The 20,460-nt window shown below is 67.4% G+C and carries 16 protein-coding genes, 1 tRNA gene and 1 pseudogene; 15 read left to right on the top strand and 3 right to left on the bottom strand.

Annotation, left to right across the window (positions count from 1 at the left end):
- The first annotated feature begins 274 nt into the window (after positions 1 to 274).
- The 4 genes from AB0F10_RS22875 (at position 275) to AB0F10_RS22860 (ending at position 4,295) form a co-directional block, all read left to right on the top strand.
- The gene (locus AB0F10_RS22875) at positions 275 to 1,330 is read left to right on the top strand and encodes a phosphotransferase (RefSeq protein ID WP_360628376.1); all 1,056 of its coding nucleotides are present in this window, start codon (positions 275 to 277) and stop codon (positions 1,328 to 1,330) included.
- Between the two features lie 329 nt (positions 1,331 to 1,659).
- Positions 1,660 to 2,640, top strand: a complete 981-nt coding sequence (locus AB0F10_RS22870) for a hypothetical protein (RefSeq protein ID WP_360628373.1) — start codon at positions 1,660 to 1,662, stop codon at positions 2,638 to 2,640.
- Positions 2,641 to 2,832: 192 nt separating this feature from the next.
- Positions 2,833 to 3,627 (top strand): histidine kinase, encoded by a 795-nt coding sequence (locus AB0F10_RS22865; protein WP_360628370.1) that lies wholly within the window; start codon positions 2,833 to 2,835, stop codon positions 3,625 to 3,627.
- Entirely contained in the window at positions 3,627 to 4,295 is a 669-nt protein-coding gene (locus AB0F10_RS22860) for a response regulator transcription factor (protein WP_360628367.1), read from the top strand. Before AB0F10_RS22865 ends, AB0F10_RS22860 begins: the two co-directional genes overlap by 1 nt.
- Here AB0F10_RS22860 and AB0F10_RS22855 read toward each other — a convergent pair.
- Complete coding sequence (locus AB0F10_RS22855; RefSeq protein ID WP_360628364.1) at positions 4,246 to 4,959, bottom strand: winged helix-turn-helix transcriptional regulator; 714 nt, start codon at positions 4,957 to 4,959, stop codon at positions 4,246 to 4,248. The two genes, AB0F10_RS22860 and AB0F10_RS22855, sit on opposite strands and share 50 nt — an antisense overlap.
- 70 nt (positions 4,960 to 5,029) lie before the next feature.
- Here AB0F10_RS22855 and AB0F10_RS22850 point away from each other — a divergent pair, with 70 nt between their 5' ends.
- The gene (locus tag AB0F10_RS22850) at positions 5,030 to 5,905 is read left to right on the top strand and encodes an alpha/beta hydrolase (protein WP_360628361.1); all 876 of its coding nucleotides are present in this window, start codon (positions 5,030 to 5,032) and stop codon (positions 5,903 to 5,905) included.
- Positions 5,906 to 6,842: 937 nt separating this feature from the next.
- Here AB0F10_RS22850 and AB0F10_RS22845 read toward each other — a convergent pair.
- Positions 6,843 to 7,136 carry a hypothetical protein gene (locus tag AB0F10_RS22845; RefSeq protein WP_360628358.1) on the bottom strand — a complete coding sequence of 98 codons (294 nt, stop codon included), beginning with the start codon at positions 7,134 to 7,136 and terminating at the stop codon, positions 6,843 to 6,845.
- Positions 7,137 to 7,549: 413 nt separating this feature from the next.
- On the opposite strand from AB0F10_RS22845, the gene AB0F10_RS22840 reads away from it, so the two are divergent.
- The 4 genes from AB0F10_RS22840 to AB0F10_RS22825 all read left to right on the top strand — a co-directional run bounded on the left by AB0F10_RS22840 (position 7,550) and on the right by AB0F10_RS22825 (position 12,381).
- Positions 7,550 to 7,625 (top strand) — tRNA-Arg (locus AB0F10_RS22840).
- A 581-nt stretch (positions 7,626 to 8,206) separates the two neighbouring features.
- Positions 8,207 to 9,532 carry a tyrosine-type recombinase/integrase gene (locus tag AB0F10_RS22835; protein ID WP_360628355.1) on the top strand — a complete coding sequence of 442 codons (1,326 nt, stop codon included), beginning with the start codon at positions 8,207 to 8,209 and terminating at the stop codon, positions 9,530 to 9,532.
- A 578-nt stretch (positions 9,533 to 10,110) separates the two neighbouring features.
- Complete coding sequence (locus AB0F10_RS22830) at positions 10,111 to 11,070, top strand: hypothetical protein (protein ID WP_360628352.1); 960 nt, start codon at positions 10,111 to 10,113, stop codon at positions 11,068 to 11,070.
- Between the two features lie 447 nt (positions 11,071 to 11,517).
- A complete protein-coding gene (locus AB0F10_RS22825; RefSeq protein ID WP_360628349.1) occupies positions 11,518 to 12,381 on the top strand; it encodes a hypothetical protein in 864 nt (287 codons plus the stop codon).
- Positions 12,382 to 12,806: 425 nt separating this feature from the next.
- On the opposite strand, the gene AB0F10_RS22820 is transcribed toward AB0F10_RS22825, so the two are convergent.
- Entirely contained in the window at positions 12,807 to 13,166 is a 360-nt protein-coding gene (locus AB0F10_RS22820) for a cyclic-phosphate processing receiver domain-containing protein (protein ID WP_360628346.1), read from the bottom strand.
- 237 nt (positions 13,167 to 13,403) lie between these two features.
- Here AB0F10_RS22820 and AB0F10_RS22815 point away from each other — a divergent pair, with 237 nt between their 5' ends.
- The 6 genes and pseudogenes from AB0F10_RS22815 to AB0F10_RS22790 all read left to right on the top strand — a co-directional run bounded on the left by AB0F10_RS22815 (position 13,404) and on the right by AB0F10_RS22790 (position 19,668).
- Positions 13,404 to 14,228 (top strand): hypothetical protein, encoded by an 825-nt coding sequence (locus AB0F10_RS22815; protein ID WP_360628343.1) that lies wholly within the window; start codon positions 13,404 to 13,406, stop codon positions 14,226 to 14,228.
- Positions 14,229 to 14,267: 39 nt separating this feature from the next.
- Complete coding sequence (locus tag AB0F10_RS22810) at positions 14,268 to 15,011, top strand: hypothetical protein (RefSeq protein WP_360628340.1); 744 nt, start codon at positions 14,268 to 14,270, stop codon at positions 15,009 to 15,011.
- Positions 14,984 to 15,370: a hypothetical protein gene (locus AB0F10_RS22805; RefSeq protein WP_360628337.1), complete on the top strand. Its 387-nt coding sequence runs from the start codon at positions 14,984 to 14,986 to the stop codon at positions 15,368 to 15,370. The genes AB0F10_RS22810 and AB0F10_RS22805 overlap by 28 nt, the downstream gene beginning before the upstream one ends.
- Complete coding sequence (locus AB0F10_RS22800) at positions 15,367 to 16,851, top strand: hypothetical protein (RefSeq protein WP_360628334.1); 1,485 nt, start codon at positions 15,367 to 15,369, stop codon at positions 16,849 to 16,851. Before AB0F10_RS22805 ends, AB0F10_RS22800 begins: the two co-directional genes overlap by 4 nt.
- Positions 16,848 to 18,167, top strand: a pseudogene (locus AB0F10_RS22795) (AAA family ATPase). Before AB0F10_RS22800 ends, AB0F10_RS22795 begins: the two are co-directional and overlap by 4 nt.
- A gap of 98 nt (positions 18,168 to 18,265) precedes the next feature.
- A protein-coding gene (locus AB0F10_RS22790; RefSeq protein ID WP_360628332.1) for an IS3 family transposase occupies positions 18,266 to 19,668 on the top strand; the annotation gives its coding sequence in 2 pieces (ribosomal slippage) (positions 18,266 to 18,596 and positions 18,596 to 19,668; 1,404 coding nt in all).
- Positions 19,669 to 20,460: the final 792 nt, after the last annotated feature.

Raw genomic sequence — 20,460 nt, 5'->3', positions numbered from 1 at the left:
GCACGCTCCCCGCGCGTGCCGGCCGGGCCTGGTTCCGCGTGTCCTGACCTAGTGTCCGGTATCACCTGTATGGCGAGGTTTTCGAGCGGCGAAATCCTCAAGTCGCGCCGTAGGGATCACCCCGTCTCCGCAAGGACGGCAGTCGGATCAGGGTATCGACGATCGTCGTACCGATCGGGGACGAGAACGGCGTTGTCGTCGCCGCCGCGGCCACCCATGGTCCTGGTGTCGACCCGCTGGGTCAGGGTCCCTGCCCGCGAGAACCTTGAGCGCAGTGATCGTCGCGCTCAACGGGGCGACGATGCCGCGCCGCGTCGCGTACACGAGCGGGACGGCCATTGCGTACGCCTACCGGGTAAAGCGGGTGCATCGAAGAACTGCCGCGCTTAGATTGCGTGGGGTGGATCTCTCCTGTCTCGGCGCGCCGACCGGTCCGATGGCCCAGGTCCGCGGTGGGTTCGCCAACCGGCTGTACCGGCTTGACACCGACCTAGGCTCATTCGCGGTCAAGGAGTTGAACCTCCTCGATCGCCGCGAGACCTACCGTGCCGAGGACGTGTTCAGGTTCGAGCGGGCGGCCTTCGCCGCCGGAATCCCGATGCCAGAGCCCATCCTGGCCAGTGATCACGTGCTCGTTCATCGATGGGTCGACGGCGAGAAGATGCCGGAGGAACCGGTGCCGGCGGGGTACGCGTTCGAGATCGGTGGCATTCTCGCGCGTCTCCACGCGCTCGACGTCGCGTGGACCGCCGTCCCGATCGAGGAGCCGGTGCCACGAGACTGGCCGGCGCTCGTCGAGCGGGCGACGGCGACAGGACAGCCCTGGGCCGGCGAACTCAGGTCCCAGGCCGAGACGCTCCTGGCAATTGCGCGGTTCGTCGACACCTGCGAGCGCCCAGGCCCTGTCGTGCTGACCCACCGGGACATCCAACCGTGGAACCTGCTCTCTCGAGAAGGGCGGCCGGTGGTGCTCGATTGGGAACTCTCGGGGATGCTCGACCTGGCCGGTGAACTTGGCTCGACCGCGTTGAGCCTCGCGAAGGGACCTGGCTTCGACGACGTTCAACCCGCCGTCTTCCGCTCGGTCCTTGACGGCTATGTCGCAGAGGGCGGAACGCTGCCGCCGTGGGGACCGAGTTGGTTCGTGTTCATCATTGGCGGCTGGCTGGGATTTACGAGGTGGAACATCCTGCGTTGCCTCCGCGGTGTCGAGCCCGGCACCGGTCCTGACCTTGCGCTTTCGCACGAATCCGTGCGCAACGGCCTGCGCGGTCTCCCCGTCTTGTTCGGCCGGCTTCCGGAACTGCAGGAGATGCTTATGAGCCGGTGATCCGCTCCGCGGTAGGTGCGCGGCATAACGCGGGCTCTCGATTCACATCGCGTCGGAAGTCGAAGGCCTTCACCGATGTCTTCGATCACGAGTCAGAGATCCTGCCGTGGCCCTAAGTCCTAGCGGGTAGTCACCACTCGGTCGCTATTCGTGGCCTCGGTGGTCGGCCCTGTCCGGGTCGGGACTGCGGGTTACCGCTGACCAGCCGGACGGTGACCATGCCGCTCGCAACGTTCAGTAATGCTGGCTGCAGCGTCGACTCGCGGACTGGCCGGGTTCGATACCTTTTGTTCCCTGATTCACCCCCCTCGCTTGTACTCGGAGTATCGATGCTGCGTCCGTCCCGTTCCTCCCTGCTGACCGCTGGGGTGGCGCTCGCCGCCGGCCTGCTCGCCCTGCCGGGTCCCGCATACGCCGCGGACAGCACGACCTCGCTGGACGCGGCCGCGATGGCGGCGGAGCTCAAGACGGTGGCCGACGCGTCGACGGCCGCGGCCCATGACGGCTGGAAGATCACCGACACCTACTCCGAGGGCTCGATGTCGGGCTCCTCCTCGGTGGTGGTCGACCGGACGCACAAGATCGCATACACCCGATCCCGGTTCGGCACCGACGGGTACGCCGTATATGTCGTCGCCGGCCGAGGCGTGTACCAGTCCCTGACCGGGCCGGACGAGCGGGCGGCGGTGAAGATGATGGGCCGGCCAGGGGTTCGCTACCAGTTCACCGCGATGCCGTCGTTGACCCTCGAGGACTACCTCGGGGGCGGTCTGGGGACTCCTGCTGCGGCGCTGGCCGACAGCAAGTACGCAGGCACCAAAACCGTGCACGACGACGGGTCCAGTGACTACGCCTACCACGACGACTACGAAATGGCGATCACCCTGCACGTCAGTGCGGCGGGGACGCTGTCCAGCGGCCGTGGCACCGGCAAGGGTTTCACCGACACCACGGCGTACGCCTACGGGGCGCAACACGTGACCCTGCCGACGGCGTCGGTGACGATCAGTTCGACGACGCTGGCCAAGGGCGTGGCGTACGTGAACATGAAGACCACCGTCGGCGAGGTCGCCTCCGAGGGCGCGGCCGACACCCGCCGGGCCGCGCACGGACACCGGATCAAGGTCGCCAAGCTGCGCAAGATCGTGCGCCAGGATGTGGCCGACTTCGACCGCGGGACCGGTACCAAGATGATCAAGGTCGCCACCGTGGACCGCGGCGTCCTGCTGCGGGCGACGAACCCGTGGACCCACAAGTCGGTCTCGTTCACGGTCAAGGCCTACGGCAAGAAGCTCGCCGTCAAGGGCTGATGCTCGGCTGCCCGGGACCACCGGTCCGGGCGTACCGGTGGCTATCCGGGCGAGCACCGCGATCCGCCTGTGGCGCGTTCTCTCGGGGAGCGCGAGGTCGGTCGGAGCGATGTGACGGGCGTCTCGATGGACCGGCCGTGGCCCAGTCGGGTGGTCTGTTCGCACGCGGGACACCGCGCCCGGCGCCCCGCGATGTGGTACTGGTTCGCCGCCGGGATTCTGCTGGCCATGCCGGCGCGCCTCTACACCGGCATCCGCCTGCTCGGCGGTGCCGCGCTGCTGCCGCTCATCGCCGACGTCAGCTACGACGCCAGCCGGCGGGTGGTGGAGGAGCGGCTCCGCATCGCGCGGGATCTCCACGATGTTCTGGCCCACAGCATCGCGGTCATCAACGCTCAGGCCTCGGTCGCTACCTATCTGTCCCCGGCCGGGGACCCATCGGAGTCTGGCGGGCTGGCCACCGCGATGGCGACCATCGCGGCGACGTCCCGTACCGCCATGGGCGAGCTGCGCGCCGCGCTCGGCGTTCTGCGAGCCACAGACCGCACCGAATCCGACACGACCGGTTCCGACGACCGGAGTCCGACGCCGAGTGTCACCCATCTGGACCGCCTGGTCGCCTCCGCCAACCTCGCCGGCGTCGACGTGGCCCTTCGAACCGTCGGCACGTCGCGTCCGTTACCTCCGGCGGTCGACTTGACCGCCTATCGGATTGCGCAGGAGGCCCTGACCAACGTGGCCCGCCACGCGCAGGGTGCGGCGACTCGGGTGACTCTCAAGTACCTTGCGTCCTCGGTTCAGCTCACCGTTGCGGACAGCGGAGGAACGCCATCGACGAAGGCGGCGGCGGGCCACGAGGGGTACGGAATCATCGGCATGCGGGAGCGAACCCGTGGGATCGGCGGACAGTTGACCGCGCGACCGCGTGACCTGGGCGGCTTCGAGGTCGTGGCCGACCTGCCGACCCGGCAAGGAGACGCTCGCTGATGATCAGGGTTCTGCTCGCCGACGACCAAGCGCTCGTCCGCGGAGCCTTCGCCCTCCTCGTTGCCTCGGCCGCCGACATGGTGGTGGTCGGCGAGGCGCAGACCGGATCGGAGGCGGTGGCCCTGGCCCGCAGCAGCCGAGCCGACGTGGTGGTGATGGACATCCGGATGCCGGACCTGGACGGCATCGAGGCGAGCCGGTTGATCGCGGCCGACGATGCCCTGGCCGGCGTCCGGGTGCTGATCCTGACCACCTTCGATACCGACGACAACGTCGTACAGGCAATGCGAGCCGGCGCAAGCGGGTTTCTGGTCAAGGACACCCGACCGGAGCAGTTGCTCGATGCTATCCGGACCGTCGCAGGCGGTGACGCGTTGTTGTCGCCGGGGGCGACGCGAGCGCTCATCGAAAGGGTGGTCCGCCAGCCCGAGCGGCAGGTGCCGGAGGCGGGACGGATGACAACGCTCACCAGGCGCGAATGCGAGGTGCTCACCCTGGTCGCGTCCGGTCTGTCCAATCAGGATATTGCCGTGGCGCTCGTGCTCAGCCCGTTGACGGTCAAGACCCACGTCAGTCGCATCATGGCTAAGCTCGCCGCTCGCGACCGGGCCCAGCTCGTCATCGCCGCGTACGAGTCCGGCCTCGTGCGCGCGCAGCCGGACCGGTAGGTACGGGCCGCGGCTCCTTGCGGACGGCGTCAAGGAGCAGGTGTACGGCCTTCGTGCTGCCGGTGAGCCTCAGTTCGCCGGATGTGACGGCTGCCGTGACACTCAAAGTCTTGTTGAGTAGAGCGTGCAGCGTCATCCGATCACATTCAAGCGTAGCGTCGGCGGCGCCGCTGAGCTCCCCACGCGCCACCTCGACGAGGTAGCCCCCGTCCACCCGCACGCGGTAACAGTCGCGGCCCAGCCGCAGCTCGTACATTGCGGTCCACAGTGGTTTGTCCGGCGGTTCGAAGAAGGTCCGCAGCGCCAGCACAACCGAGTCGGCGCTCAACTCGCCCTCGCGCTGGACAACGGGCGATCGCAAACCCCAACGGGCGAGCTCGCCGAAGACAGGCTCGAGCTCCTGGCCCCATTCGGTGAGTTCGTACACGCGGGTCGCGGCTGGCGGCGGCAGCGCCCGGCGCCGCACCACCCCTGCCTGCTCCAACTCGCGCAGGCGCTGGGCGAGCACGGCCGGCCCGACGTGGGGCAGGCTCAACTGCAGATCGGTGTACCGCTTGGGCCCCAGCCGAAGCTCGCGCACGACGAGAAGCGCCCACCGATCGCCGATCATATCGAGCGCATGGGCGACCGGACAGGCTTCGCCGTAACCGCGCCGAACTGACATCCGAGACACCACCCCTCCACCACTACGAAAAACATAGTATCAAGTACGGAGAACGAAGTACTCTGCTGACATGACGGACTCCCGCACCGACCGAGCGATCCTGCGAGTCAACGGCGTCGACCTGTGTGTCGAGACGGTCGGAAATCCGGCCGACCCGGCGCTGCTGCTGCTCGCCGGAGCCACCGCCTCGATGGACGCATGGGACCACGAGTTCTGCCTGGGCCTCGCGCGAGGACCGCGGTTCGTCATCCGCTACGACAGCCGGGACACGGGCCAATCGACCAGCTACGAGGCGGGGGCCCCGCCATACACCGGGCTCGATCTGACCGACGACGCTCTTGGCCTACTCGACCACTTCAGCCTGACGCGAGCACACCTGGTTGGAATCTCGATGGGCGGCGGCATCGTGCAACGGATCGCTGTCGAACACCCAGACCGCGTCGCCTCACTGACGCTGATCTCCACAACCCCTGGCGGGCCTCAGGGCCCCCACCAGGCCGAACTTCCACCCCCATCGGAGGAGCTACAGGCCCTCTTCGCGAACCCCACGCCCGCCCCAGACTGGTCGGATCGGTCGTCAGTCATCGAGTACCTCATCGACGGCGAACGACACTTCGCCGGCCCCGGCCTGGACGAGACACAGTCCCGCCACGCCGCCGCGCGCACCTACGACCGGACCACGAACATCGCGGCCAGCATGACCAACCACTGGCTCCTCGACGGCGTGAAGCCGCTCCGGGCGCGGCTTCCCGAGATCACCGCACCCGCACTGGTGATACACGGCACGGAAGACCCGCTCTTCCCGTTCGCCCACGCCAGGGCGCTGGCCACCGAAATCCCCGGCGCTCGCCTGCTGCCGCTCGAACATGTCGGCCACCAGATGCCGCCCCGCCAGGTCTGGGACACCACGATCAGCGCCATCCTGGCCCACACCGGCAGATCCTGAGCCAACCGCCCGTACGGCCCTCCCACGCACCCGCGAGCCGCTCCCGCGAGGCGGTGAAGAACGACCTGTTCCCGACAGGTGCGCGCAGCGACGCCGAAACCTGGGAACCGGTCCGCGACGCCAAGGCCGCAGATGGCCGCGAACCTGGACGGATGCCTCCGAATGCCCAGCGCTGCCGCAAGCGCTATGCCTCCCGGCCCGCTCGCCGGGATGGGTGTGGCGGAGAGGAGTGTTGGGAAAGCCGCGCGCCTGGCCGGCGAGGCCTCGGGTAGCCTGATGGCGCGGGCTGCTAGCTCAATGGCAGAGCTGAGGACTTTTAATCCGCAGCTATCACCCTTTTCCACTCCGCGGAGCGTAGCGACGCCTCGTCCTGATTCTCGGTGCCCAGTCCACCTGGTTCCCGTCCAGTATCAGCAGGTCAGCCCATACATTGCGCAGGGTGATCGAGTGGAGCGCATCCAATCAGGACCCGAATCCGGGAACCGTACATGAAATCCGTCCAGGGTCCGGAACATCCGAGCACCCACGGAGCACCCACGGAGCACCCACGGAGGGTTAACCGCTCGAAGGAAACGCCGCCATCGCTCGACGATAGAAACGCCGGACCCTGCGCTCCTAGTCTCAGCCATCAGTGTTCTCCTTCGCGAAGCGAGAAACCTCGGCAGGCATCACCCCCCGCATACGGAACGACACCGTACGCTCCGACGGCGCGTGCTGGAGTTGTGACACCCGCTGGCCGAGGATTAACACTGGTTGGAGAGGCTGAGCCGCGATCGGGCTGTTGTGCAGCTCGACGCCCGAGCGGCTGTACTCGGTGCGTGGCAGCCGGACGGCGGGACGACTGGCAGATCGTCGGCGCCGAGCAAGTCGCGGTACGACGCCGCCCCGGCATCGAGTGTGGGGGTGCGCTCCTACGGTGCGTTACAGCAGCTCACCCTCAATAAGCTGGACTGCCGCTCCTGCGATCAGCTGTCCGGAACGCTGCGGTGGCGGCAACGGGCGACATCTGCCGTATCTGATTCGGTTCCACCGGCCCCGGCGCGCGTTCCTTCTGCGTGTTCGGTAAGGGCACATACCCTGCCGGATGCGCGGATACGTCGGCGACGGAGCCAGCAAGGTAGTCGAGGTCATCGAGGTCATCGAGGTCATCGAGGTCATCGAGGCGAGCATCGGCGCCCTCCACGCGGCAGAGCAGCAGCTGAAACGATGGCATCGGACTGATGTTCTCCACCGGCCGCTACCGGAACTGCCCTGGTCTTTCGGCGGATGTACCGAGGTAGTGCCAGATAGGATCTGCCCCGCCCTATTGCAACGCCGGCAGCCGTCGAGGCGGACGGCGAGAACGTCACCGGTGAGTACTACGACTTCTTCCACGGCAGCAGCGGCCGGCGAACTACTTGGCTAGCGGCCGCCTGACTACCGAATTGCGCCGCTGCACACGCGGTACCTGGGCGGATCTTTGCGCTCAGTAGTGCCCAGCAGCGGTCACTACCTTCACGCGGCGGGACGAGTTCATCCCGTTCCTGGACTACGACCCTGGAGATTCGCCGGGTGGTGACGGCGACGAGGTCCTGGGGCTGGTGGCCCGCCGGGCGTACGCGCCGCGGTTACCGGGGCCAAGTGGCGCTGGTAATCTTCTGGCACGGCCCAGTAGCTCAGGGGATAGAGCACCGCTCTCCTAAAGCGGGTGTCGCGCGTTCGATTCGCGCCTGGGCCACCACTTCTCACCAGTTGCTGGGCAGCTCGCCTCTGCAGAGAGTCCGAGATCGGCCGGGGCGTAGCCGTGCATGTTGAAGGTGCAGTGGTTCAGGGTGACGAGGACTGTTGAACGCCAAACGTCCTTGCAGCTTGGGCGGTAGCCGATGAGCTACTGCCTTAGGGGTAGTCACGTGTTGAATTTGGCTGCTGTACACCACTTCTTCTCTATCGATCGTGCCGGCAGCGCTGAACAGTCCGATCATCCCGCGTCGCACAACCGCTCAGCAGCCAGATTCGGCTGACCCGGCAGTCCGTCAGGTCGGCGGCAAGACGCGAGGGACGTTCATATTCTGCAAGCCGGTGACTGGGGCGCGCACAAGGCCTTAGCTTGACAATGTGTGTAATCGCGAGCTTTGCACACTTTGCGAGCGTATCGATGCTCTGGCAGCGGCAGAAGGTCTGGGTCTGATGGCAGACGGGTCAGTTTTCAAACGGTGCGGCTGTCGCGGCCTGCAGACCCGGGAGGTGTCGGGTGACCGCTGCCCGAAGCTGCGCCGTGCGAACCGGTCCTGGAACCCCACTCACGGATCCTGGGCTTACCAGTTGGAGCTTCCGCCAACGGGCGAGGGCCGTCGTCGGCAGCTACGCCGTTCAGGGCTCGCCGACCGTGCCGGCGCGGTCCGCGAGCTCGAGCACGCCCGGGCCGCGCTCACCTTGGCCGGACGCGACCGCGTCGCTCGCACCCAGGTCGCCGACCTGCTGCAGACAACCGTACGTTGCGCGCTGCCCCTGCCCGCGCTCGACGACCTCCGTAGCCGGTTGCGTACCGGCAGCCCACTCATCGGCGTTCCGACCGTCGCGGAATGGCTCACCACCTGGATCGCGAGGGTCAAAGTCGATCCGGTCACCGCACGTACCTACCAGTCGCATCTGCAGGCGCACCTCATCCCGCACCTCGGTGACATCGTCCTGGACCGGCTGCGTCCCCACCACATCGAGCAATTCGTCGAACAGATTGAAGTCCGCAACCAGGACATCCGTGATGCGCATGCCAGTCCCGACGCTGCCGTACGCGCCGCGGTCCGCGGGGTACGCCCGACCGGACCGGCGACCATCGCCCGAATCCGGAGCACCTTACGCAAAGCGTTCAACGACGCGCTCGCCAAAGAGATCATCGCCGGCGTGGTGAACCCAGCCAGTCTGATCAAGACCCCCAACCCACGGCCGAAGCCGGTCGTGTGGGAACCCGAACGCATCGCCCGATGGCGGGCCACCGGACGAATTCCCAGCCCAGTGATGGTGTGGACTCCACAGACCACCCGTGAATTCCTCAACCACACCAGCGAACACGCCGCGGACTTGCACCCACTGCTGCACCTCATGGCTTACCGCGGCCTTCGCCGCGGCGAAGCCTGCGGCCTGCTCACCGCCGAGGTCCGCCTCGAGTGCAGCGAAGTGTCGATCGTGAACCAGCTCTCCGCCTACGGCGGCAGACAACGGCAGAAGGCCCCCAAAAGTACGGCCGGGATCCGCGACGTGGTCCTCGACTCCGAGACCGTCGCCGTCCTACGGGCCTACCGCGCCCGACGCGCCGCCTGGCAACTCCAAGCCGGCCGTGACTGGCCCGACACCGGTCTGTACTTCGTGCGCCGCAACGGCAAGGCATGGAACCCGAGCTCAGTTTCACAAGCATTCCGGCGCCTCATCGCCCGCACGCGATTCCCACCTATCCGACTCCACGACCTACGCCACGTCGCCGCGACCGTCGCACTCGCCGCCGGCGTCGACATCAAAGTCGTCTCTGAACAGCTCGGCCACTCCACCACGACACTCACCCGCGACACCTACCAAAGCGTCGTCAAACACTTGCACCATGATGCCGCCGATGCTGTCGCCAGGGCCTTTAGCAGCACCCGGCCGAGCACGTAGACGCCGGTCAGAAACATCGGCTCGGCATTCCCGCCTGCGGTTACATCGTCAAGCCGTGATGCTGTGTGTGGCAAGGCAGCCCACGACGGTTTGGTCGGCGGCCCAGCCGTCCGGGAACTCGGCGCCGATGCGTTAACCCTTCGCCGGCACGGCGAGCGGTCGGGCGCCGCGGCCCAGATGGCTCGGGCTAGCTCGCTGAACGCCGCGGTCAGCTTGGTGGCTGGCGGCGTGTCGCGTACGGACGCAACGGAGCCTGCCCGGGCCGTCCCGGGCGCGCCGCACCTGAACGGCCGGCGGTCGGGCCGGAAGCGACCGGTGAGGCCCGCATCAGCCTGCTGGCCGCGTCGGCGATGATCTGTGACCCGTCACGCCGCGTACGCCTGACCGAATCGACAGCCGAGCCCCCGTACCGGACGGCCTCTTGCGTCCGGTGGGTTGACATGTCCTGCCGATTCGGCGCGATGATCTCTTCCAATAGGTCCAACCCGGCGCGCCTACGCCTGCCGGCCTGCGGTTTTTGTCGGTGGGACAGCTCATGATCAGCGAGTTGATCGACGAACCGGGAAGGTGCATGAGTCATGGTGAAGCATTACAGCGGAGCGGCGTCGCAGGCAGACCGCACGCCGTGCGGCGAGTCGGCGAAGGACGTCCCGCACGAGAACGACTGGCAGCACGTCACCTGCCCGGCATGTCAGCGCTGGCTTCGCGGGAGCTGGCACGACGCGACAGTCGCGGCGACGGAGGTCGCCTTGGCGCCCCCGTTGGACCCGAGCGGGGCGCAGGCCATCGATCGGAACGACCGAAAGGCGGTCTACGGCTACTCGAGCGACGGGGTCGAGCTCACCGACGCCCTCATCGAGGAGCTCGCGGACGAAGCCGAAGCCGGCTACGACCTGACACATATGCCGTCGCGCACTCGCCCCGCCTCCGGCGTGGGCCACGCCTGGACCGTCGTAGGTGGCCCTGATCCCGTACTGCGCGCCGCGTTGCCAAGCGAGTACTCCGACGAGATCGCCCAGGCGGCGATCGAGGCGGACACGAACCCCGGCCAATTGATGAACGACATCATCATCGCCTGGCTCCGCCAACGGCGCCGCGGGGACGGCGAGATGGATGAGACGGAGTACCTGCTCAGTAATCCGGTCAACGCCGAGCGGATACTCCGCGGCACCAAGGAATTGGAAGCCGGGGGAGGCATCGCGTTCGACAGTATTGAGGACATGATGCAGGCCGCAGCGCAACAGGCGGGAGAACGTGACGCGGCCCTGGTCATGCAGTGCGTCGGGTGTGGCGTAACGCTGCAGGACAACGGCATGTCGGCGCAGCCGCCAGTGCCCAGCGACGGGGTGATTGTCACGACCTCGGGCAACTACGGGTCGACGGTCTACGACTCGCTCGACGGCTTGCGCCTGGTGGCGTACCTGTGCGACCGCTGCCTCACCGTCAAGGCGCAGGACCACATCATCTTCGAGGTAGAAACGATTCGGAGAGATCCCCGCCTCACCGTCACGAGATGGAACCCCGAGCGAGGCGACTAGCGATCGGCCACAGCATCATTAGCACCTGTCATACACCGCCGCCGCAACGGGCCCGAATGACCAGGTGTCCCTTCCACGTCTCCGATCCTTCGCAAAGATCGGTTCTCCCGCATGGTGGCAACACCTCCGACGGTGGGCGGCGCTGACCTGGTGGTGCGCGTCTGCGACAGCTTGGCCACGGAGGCCGGCGGATGGACCAATCTGTAGATCGGTCGAAGTCGCAGTCGTCGCCCTTGGGAGTCCGGGCACGTTCACGGAGCCGCTGACCGGGTGGCCGAGTGGGAAGCTGTTACGAGCTGAACATGACCCTGCGTAGTTTTGAGCAGCGCGGAGTTGTCCCGTAGTGCATCCGGATCTGGCCGATGTTAGTGCGTCCCGTGTACGGCGGATCGTGGCGATTCTCGTGTCGGGGGATCGTTGGTACCGGCGGGTGACAGCATGGCCCTTATGCCGAGCGATACGGTGCCTGCGATCCCCAACCAGCTGCGGGAGGCGTTTCTCCGCTGGGACAGCGGCGGCCGACAGGACCAAAAAGCCATGCGGTGGAACCGATCCACATGGCAGGCCACCCTACCGGAGTATCACGATTTGTTGACGTCGTTGCCGGACAAGCTGGACCGCAGTTGCGTCGTGGACTGGGGAGCCGCCGCAGCCGACGGCGAGGCGCAGGCGATGCAGGCCTTCGTTGCCGCAATGGCGTGGGGGTATGGGCCCGCCGGCTATGGTGCCTTCCGCGCGGCGCGGGTGCTGCGGGAGAACCCGCAGGCGCCCCGGGTCCTGCGCGAGGCGGCGCAGGTGGTGCGCCGCGACGGTGGTGCGATGGCGTTCGCCTGGCTGAGGAAACACCGGCTGCGCTATCTCGGCGTTGCCTTCGCCACCAAGTATCTCTACTTCTGTAGCGGCCCGGACGCGCCGCCGGCTCTGATCCTTGACCGGCTGGTCCAGCGGTGGTTACGCCGGCACGCCGACTATCAAGTGCGGCTCGACTGGCAAGTCGGTGACTACGACCGATATCTGAGCATGACGTACGCATGGGCGAGCGAGTTGGACGTCACGCCGGATGAGGCGGAGTACCTGATGTTCAGCGACGTGCTTACCGAGGAGCCGGGAGGTAGCCCGTGGGCTTCGCAACGGGTCGCTATCGGTGCCGTGGCGGGATCGGAGGACGATGAGGCCACCACGGTCCTCGAGGCTATCGAGGATGCTGCCGCCAGCTTCGCCGCTCTGCCAGATGTCAGTCCTGCCGACCTGGAGGACTTTGAACGAGGCGTCCGACAGCTACGCCGCATCGTGCTCGCCCGCACCGACTGACCTGTGGCAACCGATACACGTCAGTCGGTCCGGTTGTCTCGTCCTTCCCGGCCGGCGACGGGGCGTTGGACCCGGGACTGTTGAGGTTTCCCCGGGAACTGAAGCGGCTGTAACCCGCTCTGGCCATGAGGCCAGGCCAGATATCACCCACGACATTCAGCTCAAGGTCAACGCGACCGCCGGTCGGAGATCTGCTTCAGGTCGCCTGCGAGAGGGTCGGCCACCGGACCGCGGCCATCGCCGGTGACACTGCGCGCCGGGCTTGCCGGCCCGCCCGCCGCCAGACGCGCGCGGCATCAGGAACCCGGCTGTCGACGACGGGTACGGCGACACGCGTGTTCGCCGACCTTTTGAAAGCCGGCCCTGAGTATCCGCGTTGTCGCTGACCGCCGGGGCCTGTTCCTGTTCCCTCGCATCGCGGCCGGTCAGCCTATGGCAGGCGGCTGCTCTCGATAGGCGACCTCCGCTGATCCGGCGGCGACCCGGACGCGGTAGCCCCAGCGCCGCAGGGCCTGCGCCATCTTCCCGGCGCCGGCCGGGTTGGCGGAGTGGATGTTGATGGCGCCGATGTCGAAGCGTTGTTCCTCGAAGGCTGCCCGCTCCAAGACCTCCACAACCGGCCAGATGGTGTCCTCCTCGCCAAGGTCGTGGTCGAGCCACAGCTCGTCGAGCCGCAGGTTTCGGTAGCGAGTCAGCAGCGAGACTCCCGCCGCGCTCGTGCGGGCCACGTCGGCATCGCGGCCGTCGACGAACGAGCGTAGATGCGGTGCACGATCGCCGAGCACCCGGTTGATGAGAGGACGAGCAGGCGGGGAAGTCGCTCATGGCGATGGGCGGCCCCGCAGGCTGGCCTCGGCCGGGTCGAGGTCGGCAAGGGTGTGGCCGGCGGAGCGCCAGACATCAACAAACGGACGGTCCCTGCCCGATCTCTGGTCATCTGTGCCCCTCCTGGGCCGAACATGACGGCGTTGGGGGAACTGCGGTTACCACCAATCTGTAAACAAACTGGCAATTGCTGGAAGATGCTGGAATACCGTACGGTACCTGACATGACTTCCCAAGCTGAGGCCCTCGAGCGCCGCATCGACGGGCTCCGCGCCGCCGTCCGCAAGGCGGTGACGGCGGGGGAGCGTGACCGTGCCCGGGAGCTGCGGGCAGAGCTGCGCAAGGCGGAACGGCAGTGGGAAGACGCACTGGACGACCTGGCGGAGCAGATCAATCAGCCGATCAAGCAGGTGCAACGGCAGGAAGGTCCGCTGCTGCCGCTGCGCGAGCAGGTGCACCAAGCACTCACGCTGCTGGGAGCACCTGCTGCACCGAAACTGATCATCGCCGTGCACGAGGCGTTCCACGTGGGTGAGATGGTGCCGGCGCGACTGACCAGCCTGCGGCGCGATGAGGAGCGGTCGTTCCGGTCGGCGCCGCACTCCCGGCCGTACTATCTCTGCTCGGCGCTGACCGCCGACCTGCTGGCGCCGGCCCGCGGCGTACTCGCGGTCTCCACCTGGCCGATGGCGACCCGCGTCATCGGGCCGCTCAGCCCGCGCGTTGATTTCCTCACGTCGGCCATCCGCCTTGCCGAACATGTTGATCGGACCACCAACCCTGGCTTGGCGGCACGACGGCTGTTGTGGCGGTTCGCCGTCAGCATTCCCGGTGCCGCCACCAGTACTGACGCCATGACCCCGGCGGCGGTCGCCGAAGCCGCCGAGGCCGAACTCGAGATCCACCTGAACGCCGACCGGTCGTACCGCGAAGCGGCTGCGAAGCGTGCCAAGGAGCAGCTCAACGACGTGGAGCAGCTCTTCGGTGCCCGGTTGCGGAGCATCTCCGCGACCGGGTCCTGACACTCTCCGGTTACACCCGTCTTCCGTGAAGGACGACCGATGGACAATGACACTTCCGAGCGGCTTCGCCGCATCCGTGGCGCCGGCGTTGCGAAACGTCACAACGCGCGCACGGTAGCCGCTCTGGCCGGCAACCCCGGATGTGTACGGCGTGCCGTGCTCGACGCCGCCGGCGTAGACAAGGACAAGCTCGCCCGTCACGTCGGATATCCGGCGAAGTTCGGCCAGTCACAGTTCGCCATCACCCGCGGCAACTCGTTCGAGGCGCAGGTGAAAGCCAACGGCTTCGCCGAGCTCATCAAGCTGCTGCGCGAGACGCTCGAACTCGACCTTCCCGAGGTCGGCCAAACTGATCTGGAAGACGTCGGCGGCCACACCATCCAGGAGATCCGGCACACCCGGTCCCGGCAGCTGCTGACCCGCGCGGCAGCAGACGGCGGGTCGACCTTCTTCGACCACCCGCTGCTGACCCTCGACGTCGGCGGCAACCTCGTCTATCTCGAACCGGACCTCGTGGCCTTCCACCACAACGGCAAGTTCCACGTCGTGGAGATCAAGTCATTCGCCGTGATCGACGAACAGCCGACGGGGGCAAGGTCGCGGCCGCAGCGATCCAGTCCGCCGTCTATGTCCTGGCGCTGCGCCGGATGCTGGGCGACGACGATGCCGTCTCCCACGAGATCGTGCTGGTCTGCCCCAAGAACTTCTCCAGTACGCCGGTCGCCACCAAAATCGACGTCCGCAAGCAGCTCATCGTGCTCGATCACCAGCTATCCCGGCTGACCCGCATCGACACCCTCGTCGGCGCCTTACCGCCTGGCCTCACCCTGGACCTGTCGCCAGGCGAGGACGACAGGCCCACCCGCTCGGCCGAGGAACTGGTGGCCGCGCTCGCCGACATCGAAGCGCGGTATGCACCGGACTGCCTCGCCAAGTGCGAGATGGCGTTCTTCTGCCGCAACGAGGCCAGCGGATGCACCGCGTCGCTCGGCCTGGGCGTCCGCGAAGAACTCGGCGGCGTCGAGACCGTCGCCCACGCTCTCGGCCTCGCCGACGGCAGCCTGATTGCCTCCGACGACCAGGCCGAGGCCGCGGCGAGGCTGCGGACCACGGCGCGCATCTACGGCTCGGTGCAAGCATGAGCGCCATTTCCGCGTACGCCCGCGCCCGCGCCGTCGACGCCGGCCGTGCCTTCCCGATCGCCACCCGCCGCCACGTCCACCTCGCCGAACGGCCCCTGGTGTTCGTGCCGCTAGCCATGGCCGGCGAAGCCAACGCCCCCCTCGCCGCGATGCTCGGCACCGACGCCACCAAACCGACCCTGCTCGTCGTGCCGCAGCCGCGCAACAGGGATCTACGGTTCGCCTTCGCCGCCGAACTCGCCGCCCTGGTGCTCAACTACATACGGTCCTGCACCCAGCGCGTCGAAATGTCCGGCAACGACAGGGTGTTCTCGGACGCCCCGCAGCTCCTCGTCCCCAACCCCGCGGGTGTCGGGTTCGTCAAACTGCTCGGCCGCTCCACCCGCTTCCGCCGCACCACCGGGCCCTACCCCGTACCCGCGCAGGTGCCCATGCTCGGCCGCTGGCTCACCCACCTCGCCGAACGCGCCGACCACCCCGGCTCGTCCGCCCTGCTCGCCATGACCTCGGCACTGGGACTGCACTGGGCAAGTGGGCAGAGCGCCCTCGAGGACGCCAACCTCGCCGCCCTGCTCGGCTGGATCAGCCCACCCGATGGCGTCACCGGCTTCGCAGCGGCAATCGCCGCAGAAGACCCCCTCATCTGGCCACCCGCCGGGCCGAGCACCGATCCGACCTTCGACAACGAAGTACTCGCCCCCGCGATCCGCGCCTACGACAAAGCCGCTCCGGACAGCCCACAACGCATCCGCGCCTTCGCACGCCTCGAGCGTGACCTCCACAGCCAGTTCGAACCGACCTGGCGCCTGATGTGGCGCGCCATCGACACCCTGCGCGAACTGCCCGTCGCCGCCGGCGTCGAGGCGCGGTGGACCAGCGACCGGCGCGACTTCACCAACTACCACGACTACCTCACATCCGACGGCCGCCGGCAGGCGCGCCACGACGGCGCGGTCACCGCCGCCCGACGCCTGCAACGACTGGAACGCGAACAGGCCACCTACGACGCCACCCGCGCACTCGACGACCCCCTAGTGATGGCGAACTACCGGATCACCGGCGAAGCCTTCGAGGGCACGGTCGTCGAGGTGGACCGGGACCGACGCATCGTGAGTGACAAGGGCCGCCGCGTCACTCGGCCACTGATCGTGGTCCGCACCGGCGACCCGGTGGACCTGGCATCCGGCACCACGTTGCAGGCGCCGAGCCATCCCAAACAGACAGCCACCATCGTCGAGCTCCGGCGGGAGACCGACGCCGCGTACGTCACCCTGCAACTCCAAGGCGGAATGGGTAGCAGTGCCGTACCGCCGCCGGGCAGCGTCCCAGAACTCGACGAAGACACCACCTACACCAGCGCCTACCCGGAAGGCTTCCGGACCCCGGAATTGCCACCGATCGATCAAACCCCGTGGACCCACGGCGGGCCGCCGCAACCGTACGTGCCGACAGACGACGACGCGCAGGAGGTGTGGGAATGACGTTCGACCCCGCGGTAGAAGCCGACCGCGTCACCACAGCGATCCTGGCCGACTTCCGCTCCGGCACCCACCGCGGCGTGGTCGTCGACTCACCACCCGGCGCCGGCAAATCAACCCTCGTAGTTCGGGCCGCCGCCGAGCTAGCCACGGCCAGCGAGCGGCTGATGATCGTCGCCCAGACCAACGAGCAGGTCGACGATCTCACCTGCAACCTCGCCGCCCGCCTCGCCCACGAAGCGCCGGGCATTGTCGTCGGCCGGTTGACCGGATCCACCCACGGCATACCGCCGCGGCTCGCCGGACTGACCAACGTGATGGTCCACGACAAGGCAGCCACCCTGGCAAACTGCGAGATCACAGTCGCCACCGCCGCGAAGTGGGCGTACGTCAAAGATCGGTCATGGACGTGGGCGATCGTCGACGAGGCCTACCAAATGCGGTCGGACGCGTTGCTGGCCGTCGCGCCCCTGTTCGAACGGGCGCTCTTCGTCGGTGATCCCGGCCAGCTCGACCCGTTCTCGGTGGTGGACAGCGACCGATGGCGCGGACTGAGGTGGGACCCGATGCAGAGCGCGGTGGCCGGACTACTCCGCAGCAACCCGGACCTGCCCGTTCATCGCCTGCCAGTGTCCTGGCGGCTACCAGCCAGCGCCGAGCATGTCGTGGCGTCCGCGTTCTATCCCTACACCGGGTTCCGGACCCCGGCACAGGACCGGGCGAACGGGAGCTGAGCTTCAGTACGCGCGCCCTCGGGCGCACCCCTGCGGATGCCGTCCTCGCAGAAGCCGCAGCCTCCGGCTGGGGATTCCTGGAACTCCCGGCCCGGCACACGACGCGCACCGACGCGGAAGCCGTGAACGCCGTCGCGGAGGTCGCACGGCGGTTCCTCGATCGAGGAACCGTCGCCCGCTCGGGTGATTCGTCCAAGGCGCTCACGCCGGACCGGATCGCGGTCGGCGCCGCTCACCGCGATCAGGTCGCTGCACTGCGCTCCACCCTGTCCGATATACCAGGTCTCACCGTCGACACCGCCAACCGCCTGCAAGGCCGGGAGTACGACGTGACCGTCGTGCTCCATCCCCTCTCGGGAAGACGCGACGCGACCACCTTCCACCTCGAGGCCGGCCGTCTCTGTGTGCTGACCTCCAGGCACCGGCAAGCCTGTGCTCGTTGGGCGAGCGGGCATCCGCGAACTCCTCGACGCGCATCCGTCCGGTGAGCCCGTCCATCTTCATGAACCGGTCAAATTTCCGGACGGTTGGGCCGCCAACCAGACCGTTATGGGCCATCTAGAATCCCACAGCATCACGGCATGACGACGTACTTTGCGAGCCCCCCCTCTCTGCCAAGATCATGTGAGGCAAGATCTACTCTTGAAATGTTGAGTTGAGGGCGAGCGAGGAGACCCGGCCCGGTGAGTTCCAGTAGTGCGGCGTCTGATCCTGAGGTGCCGGCGAAGGCCAGGTCACGAACGTATTCGGCCGCCTACAAGGCCCGGATCCTGGAGGAGTACGAGTCGCTGAACAAGGCGGGTAAGGGTGCCTTGCTGCGGCGGGAGGGCTTGTACACGTCGCTGATCGCGGCGTGGCGTTCGCAGCGTGACGCCGGTGCCCGCCAAGGCCTGGCCAAGCCGGTGGGGCGTCCGCCGGCTGATCCGCGGGAACGGGAGACGGCCCGGTTGCGCCGGGAGAACGAGCGTCTGCAGGCCGAGCTCGTGAAGGCCCGGGCGGTGATCGAGGTGCAGGGAAAACTCTCCGCGCTGCTGGGTCAACTCGCGACCGGCAGCCCGAACAGCGGGAGCGAGCCGACACCATGATCGACGAGGCGATCGTCGAGCTCACCGGCCTGCTCGGCTCGGTGCGGGCGGCCTGCGCGGCGGCCGGACGGCCGCAGGCCAGCCACTACCGCCGGCACCGCCGGTCGCCGGCGCCCGTGCGGGTGCCACGCGAACGTAAGCCGCAGCCACGGGCGCTGTCGCAGGCCGAACGTGCCACGCTGCGGTCGCTGCTGAACCATCCGGAGCACGTCGACAAGGCCCCGGCGACGGTCTACCACGAACTGCTCGACGAGGGCGCCTACGTCGCGTCCGTGTCGACCATGTACCGGATCCTGCGCGAGCACGGCGAAGTCCGCGAACGGCGCCGCCACGCCACCCACCCGGCCCGGGTCAAACCGGAACTGGTCGCCACCGCCGCGAACCGGGTCTGGTCGTGGGACATCACCAAGCTGGCCGGACCGGCGAAATGGTCGTACTTCCACCTCTACGTGATCATCGACATCTACTCGCGCTACGTCGTCGGCTGGCTCCTGGCCGACCGCGAGAGCAGCATCCTGGCCGAGAAACTCCTGGCCGACACCATCGTCAAGCAGCGCATCGACCGCGACACGCTGACCATCCACGCCGACAACGGCACCTCGATGGCCTCCAAACCCGTGGCGTTCCTCCTCGCCGACCTCGGCGTCACCAAGAGCCACTCACGACCACGGACCTCGAACGACAACCCGTACAGCGAAGCGCATTTCAAGACACTGAAGTACCGGCCCGACTTCCCCGACCGCTTCGACACCATCGACCAGGCCCGCGCCTTCTGCCGCACCTTCTTCACCTGGTACAACACCGCGCACCGGCACTCCGGGATCGCCTGGCACACCCCCCACGACGTCCACCACGGACACACCGACACCGTCAACGCCGTCCGCGCCGAGGTCCTGACCGCCGCCTACCAGCGCAACCCCGAACGCTTCATCCGCAAACACCCCGAACCCGCCACCCTGCCCACCACAGCCTGGATCAACCAACCCACCCGTGACCAGTAACAACACTGACTCAAAGAATCCCTGAACTACCCGCCTCAAAAATCTTGACAGCTACCGCCCCGGATTTCGTCGATGCGGCTGTGATGAAGGGAATTGCCCCTGACCTTGGACACTCGAAACTAGGATCGCGTTGGGCTGGTGGGCCCGGGGCTTTGGCGCGGTCAGCGGCAGCGGTGGTGCGGGATCCGCGGCACTGAGACGTGGAGTGAGCCGAAGACAGGTGCTCGACAGCATGCCGATACCGAGATGCAGAGCCCTACCTGACCTCGTACGTGGGACGCTGCACCAGCGGATTAAGAGTCCGCTGCTATTCATGTCGGCCAAAGTTTGAAATTGCCGCCCGGTGTCAAACTATGCCACCTCACCTGGGCTTACCCAATTTCCGAATGTCGGTTAATGCTGTCGGGTGATGGCCCACGCCAGGGTTGTCGATCACGCATGGATCACGCATCGATCGCACGATTGGTGGCATCAGGGCCCGTAGGGCCGTCCCGGACATGGGTTCCCGACACCATCATGGTGGTGAACCGCCGCCGAGATCGTCGGTGTGGCGGCCGTCGGCTCGGTGCCGTCGTATACGGCCGAGGTGCTGGGCGAGGCGGTTTGCATTGCAGAGGCATCGGTGGCTTTGGGTGGGCTGGTTGTTACCAGGAGCCGGCGCCGCATCGGGCGTCGCTCACCGAGGCCGCGACCGACTTGCTGCCCCTTCTCCCGCGCCTCTGGCGTAACAGCCGGATTGCCGCAGGCGATCGCGCGTCCGTCGGCGCGGCGGTCACGGTCCGTGCTCGCCGC

The organism is Actinoplanes sp. NPDC026623 (genome assembly GCF_040638275.1).
Lineage (GTDB): Bacteria > Actinomycetota > Actinomycetes > Mycobacteriales > Micromonosporaceae > Actinoplanes.
The sequence above is the reverse complement of the archived record's forward strand: the minus strand, read 5'-3'. Positions and strand labels throughout refer to the sequence as shown.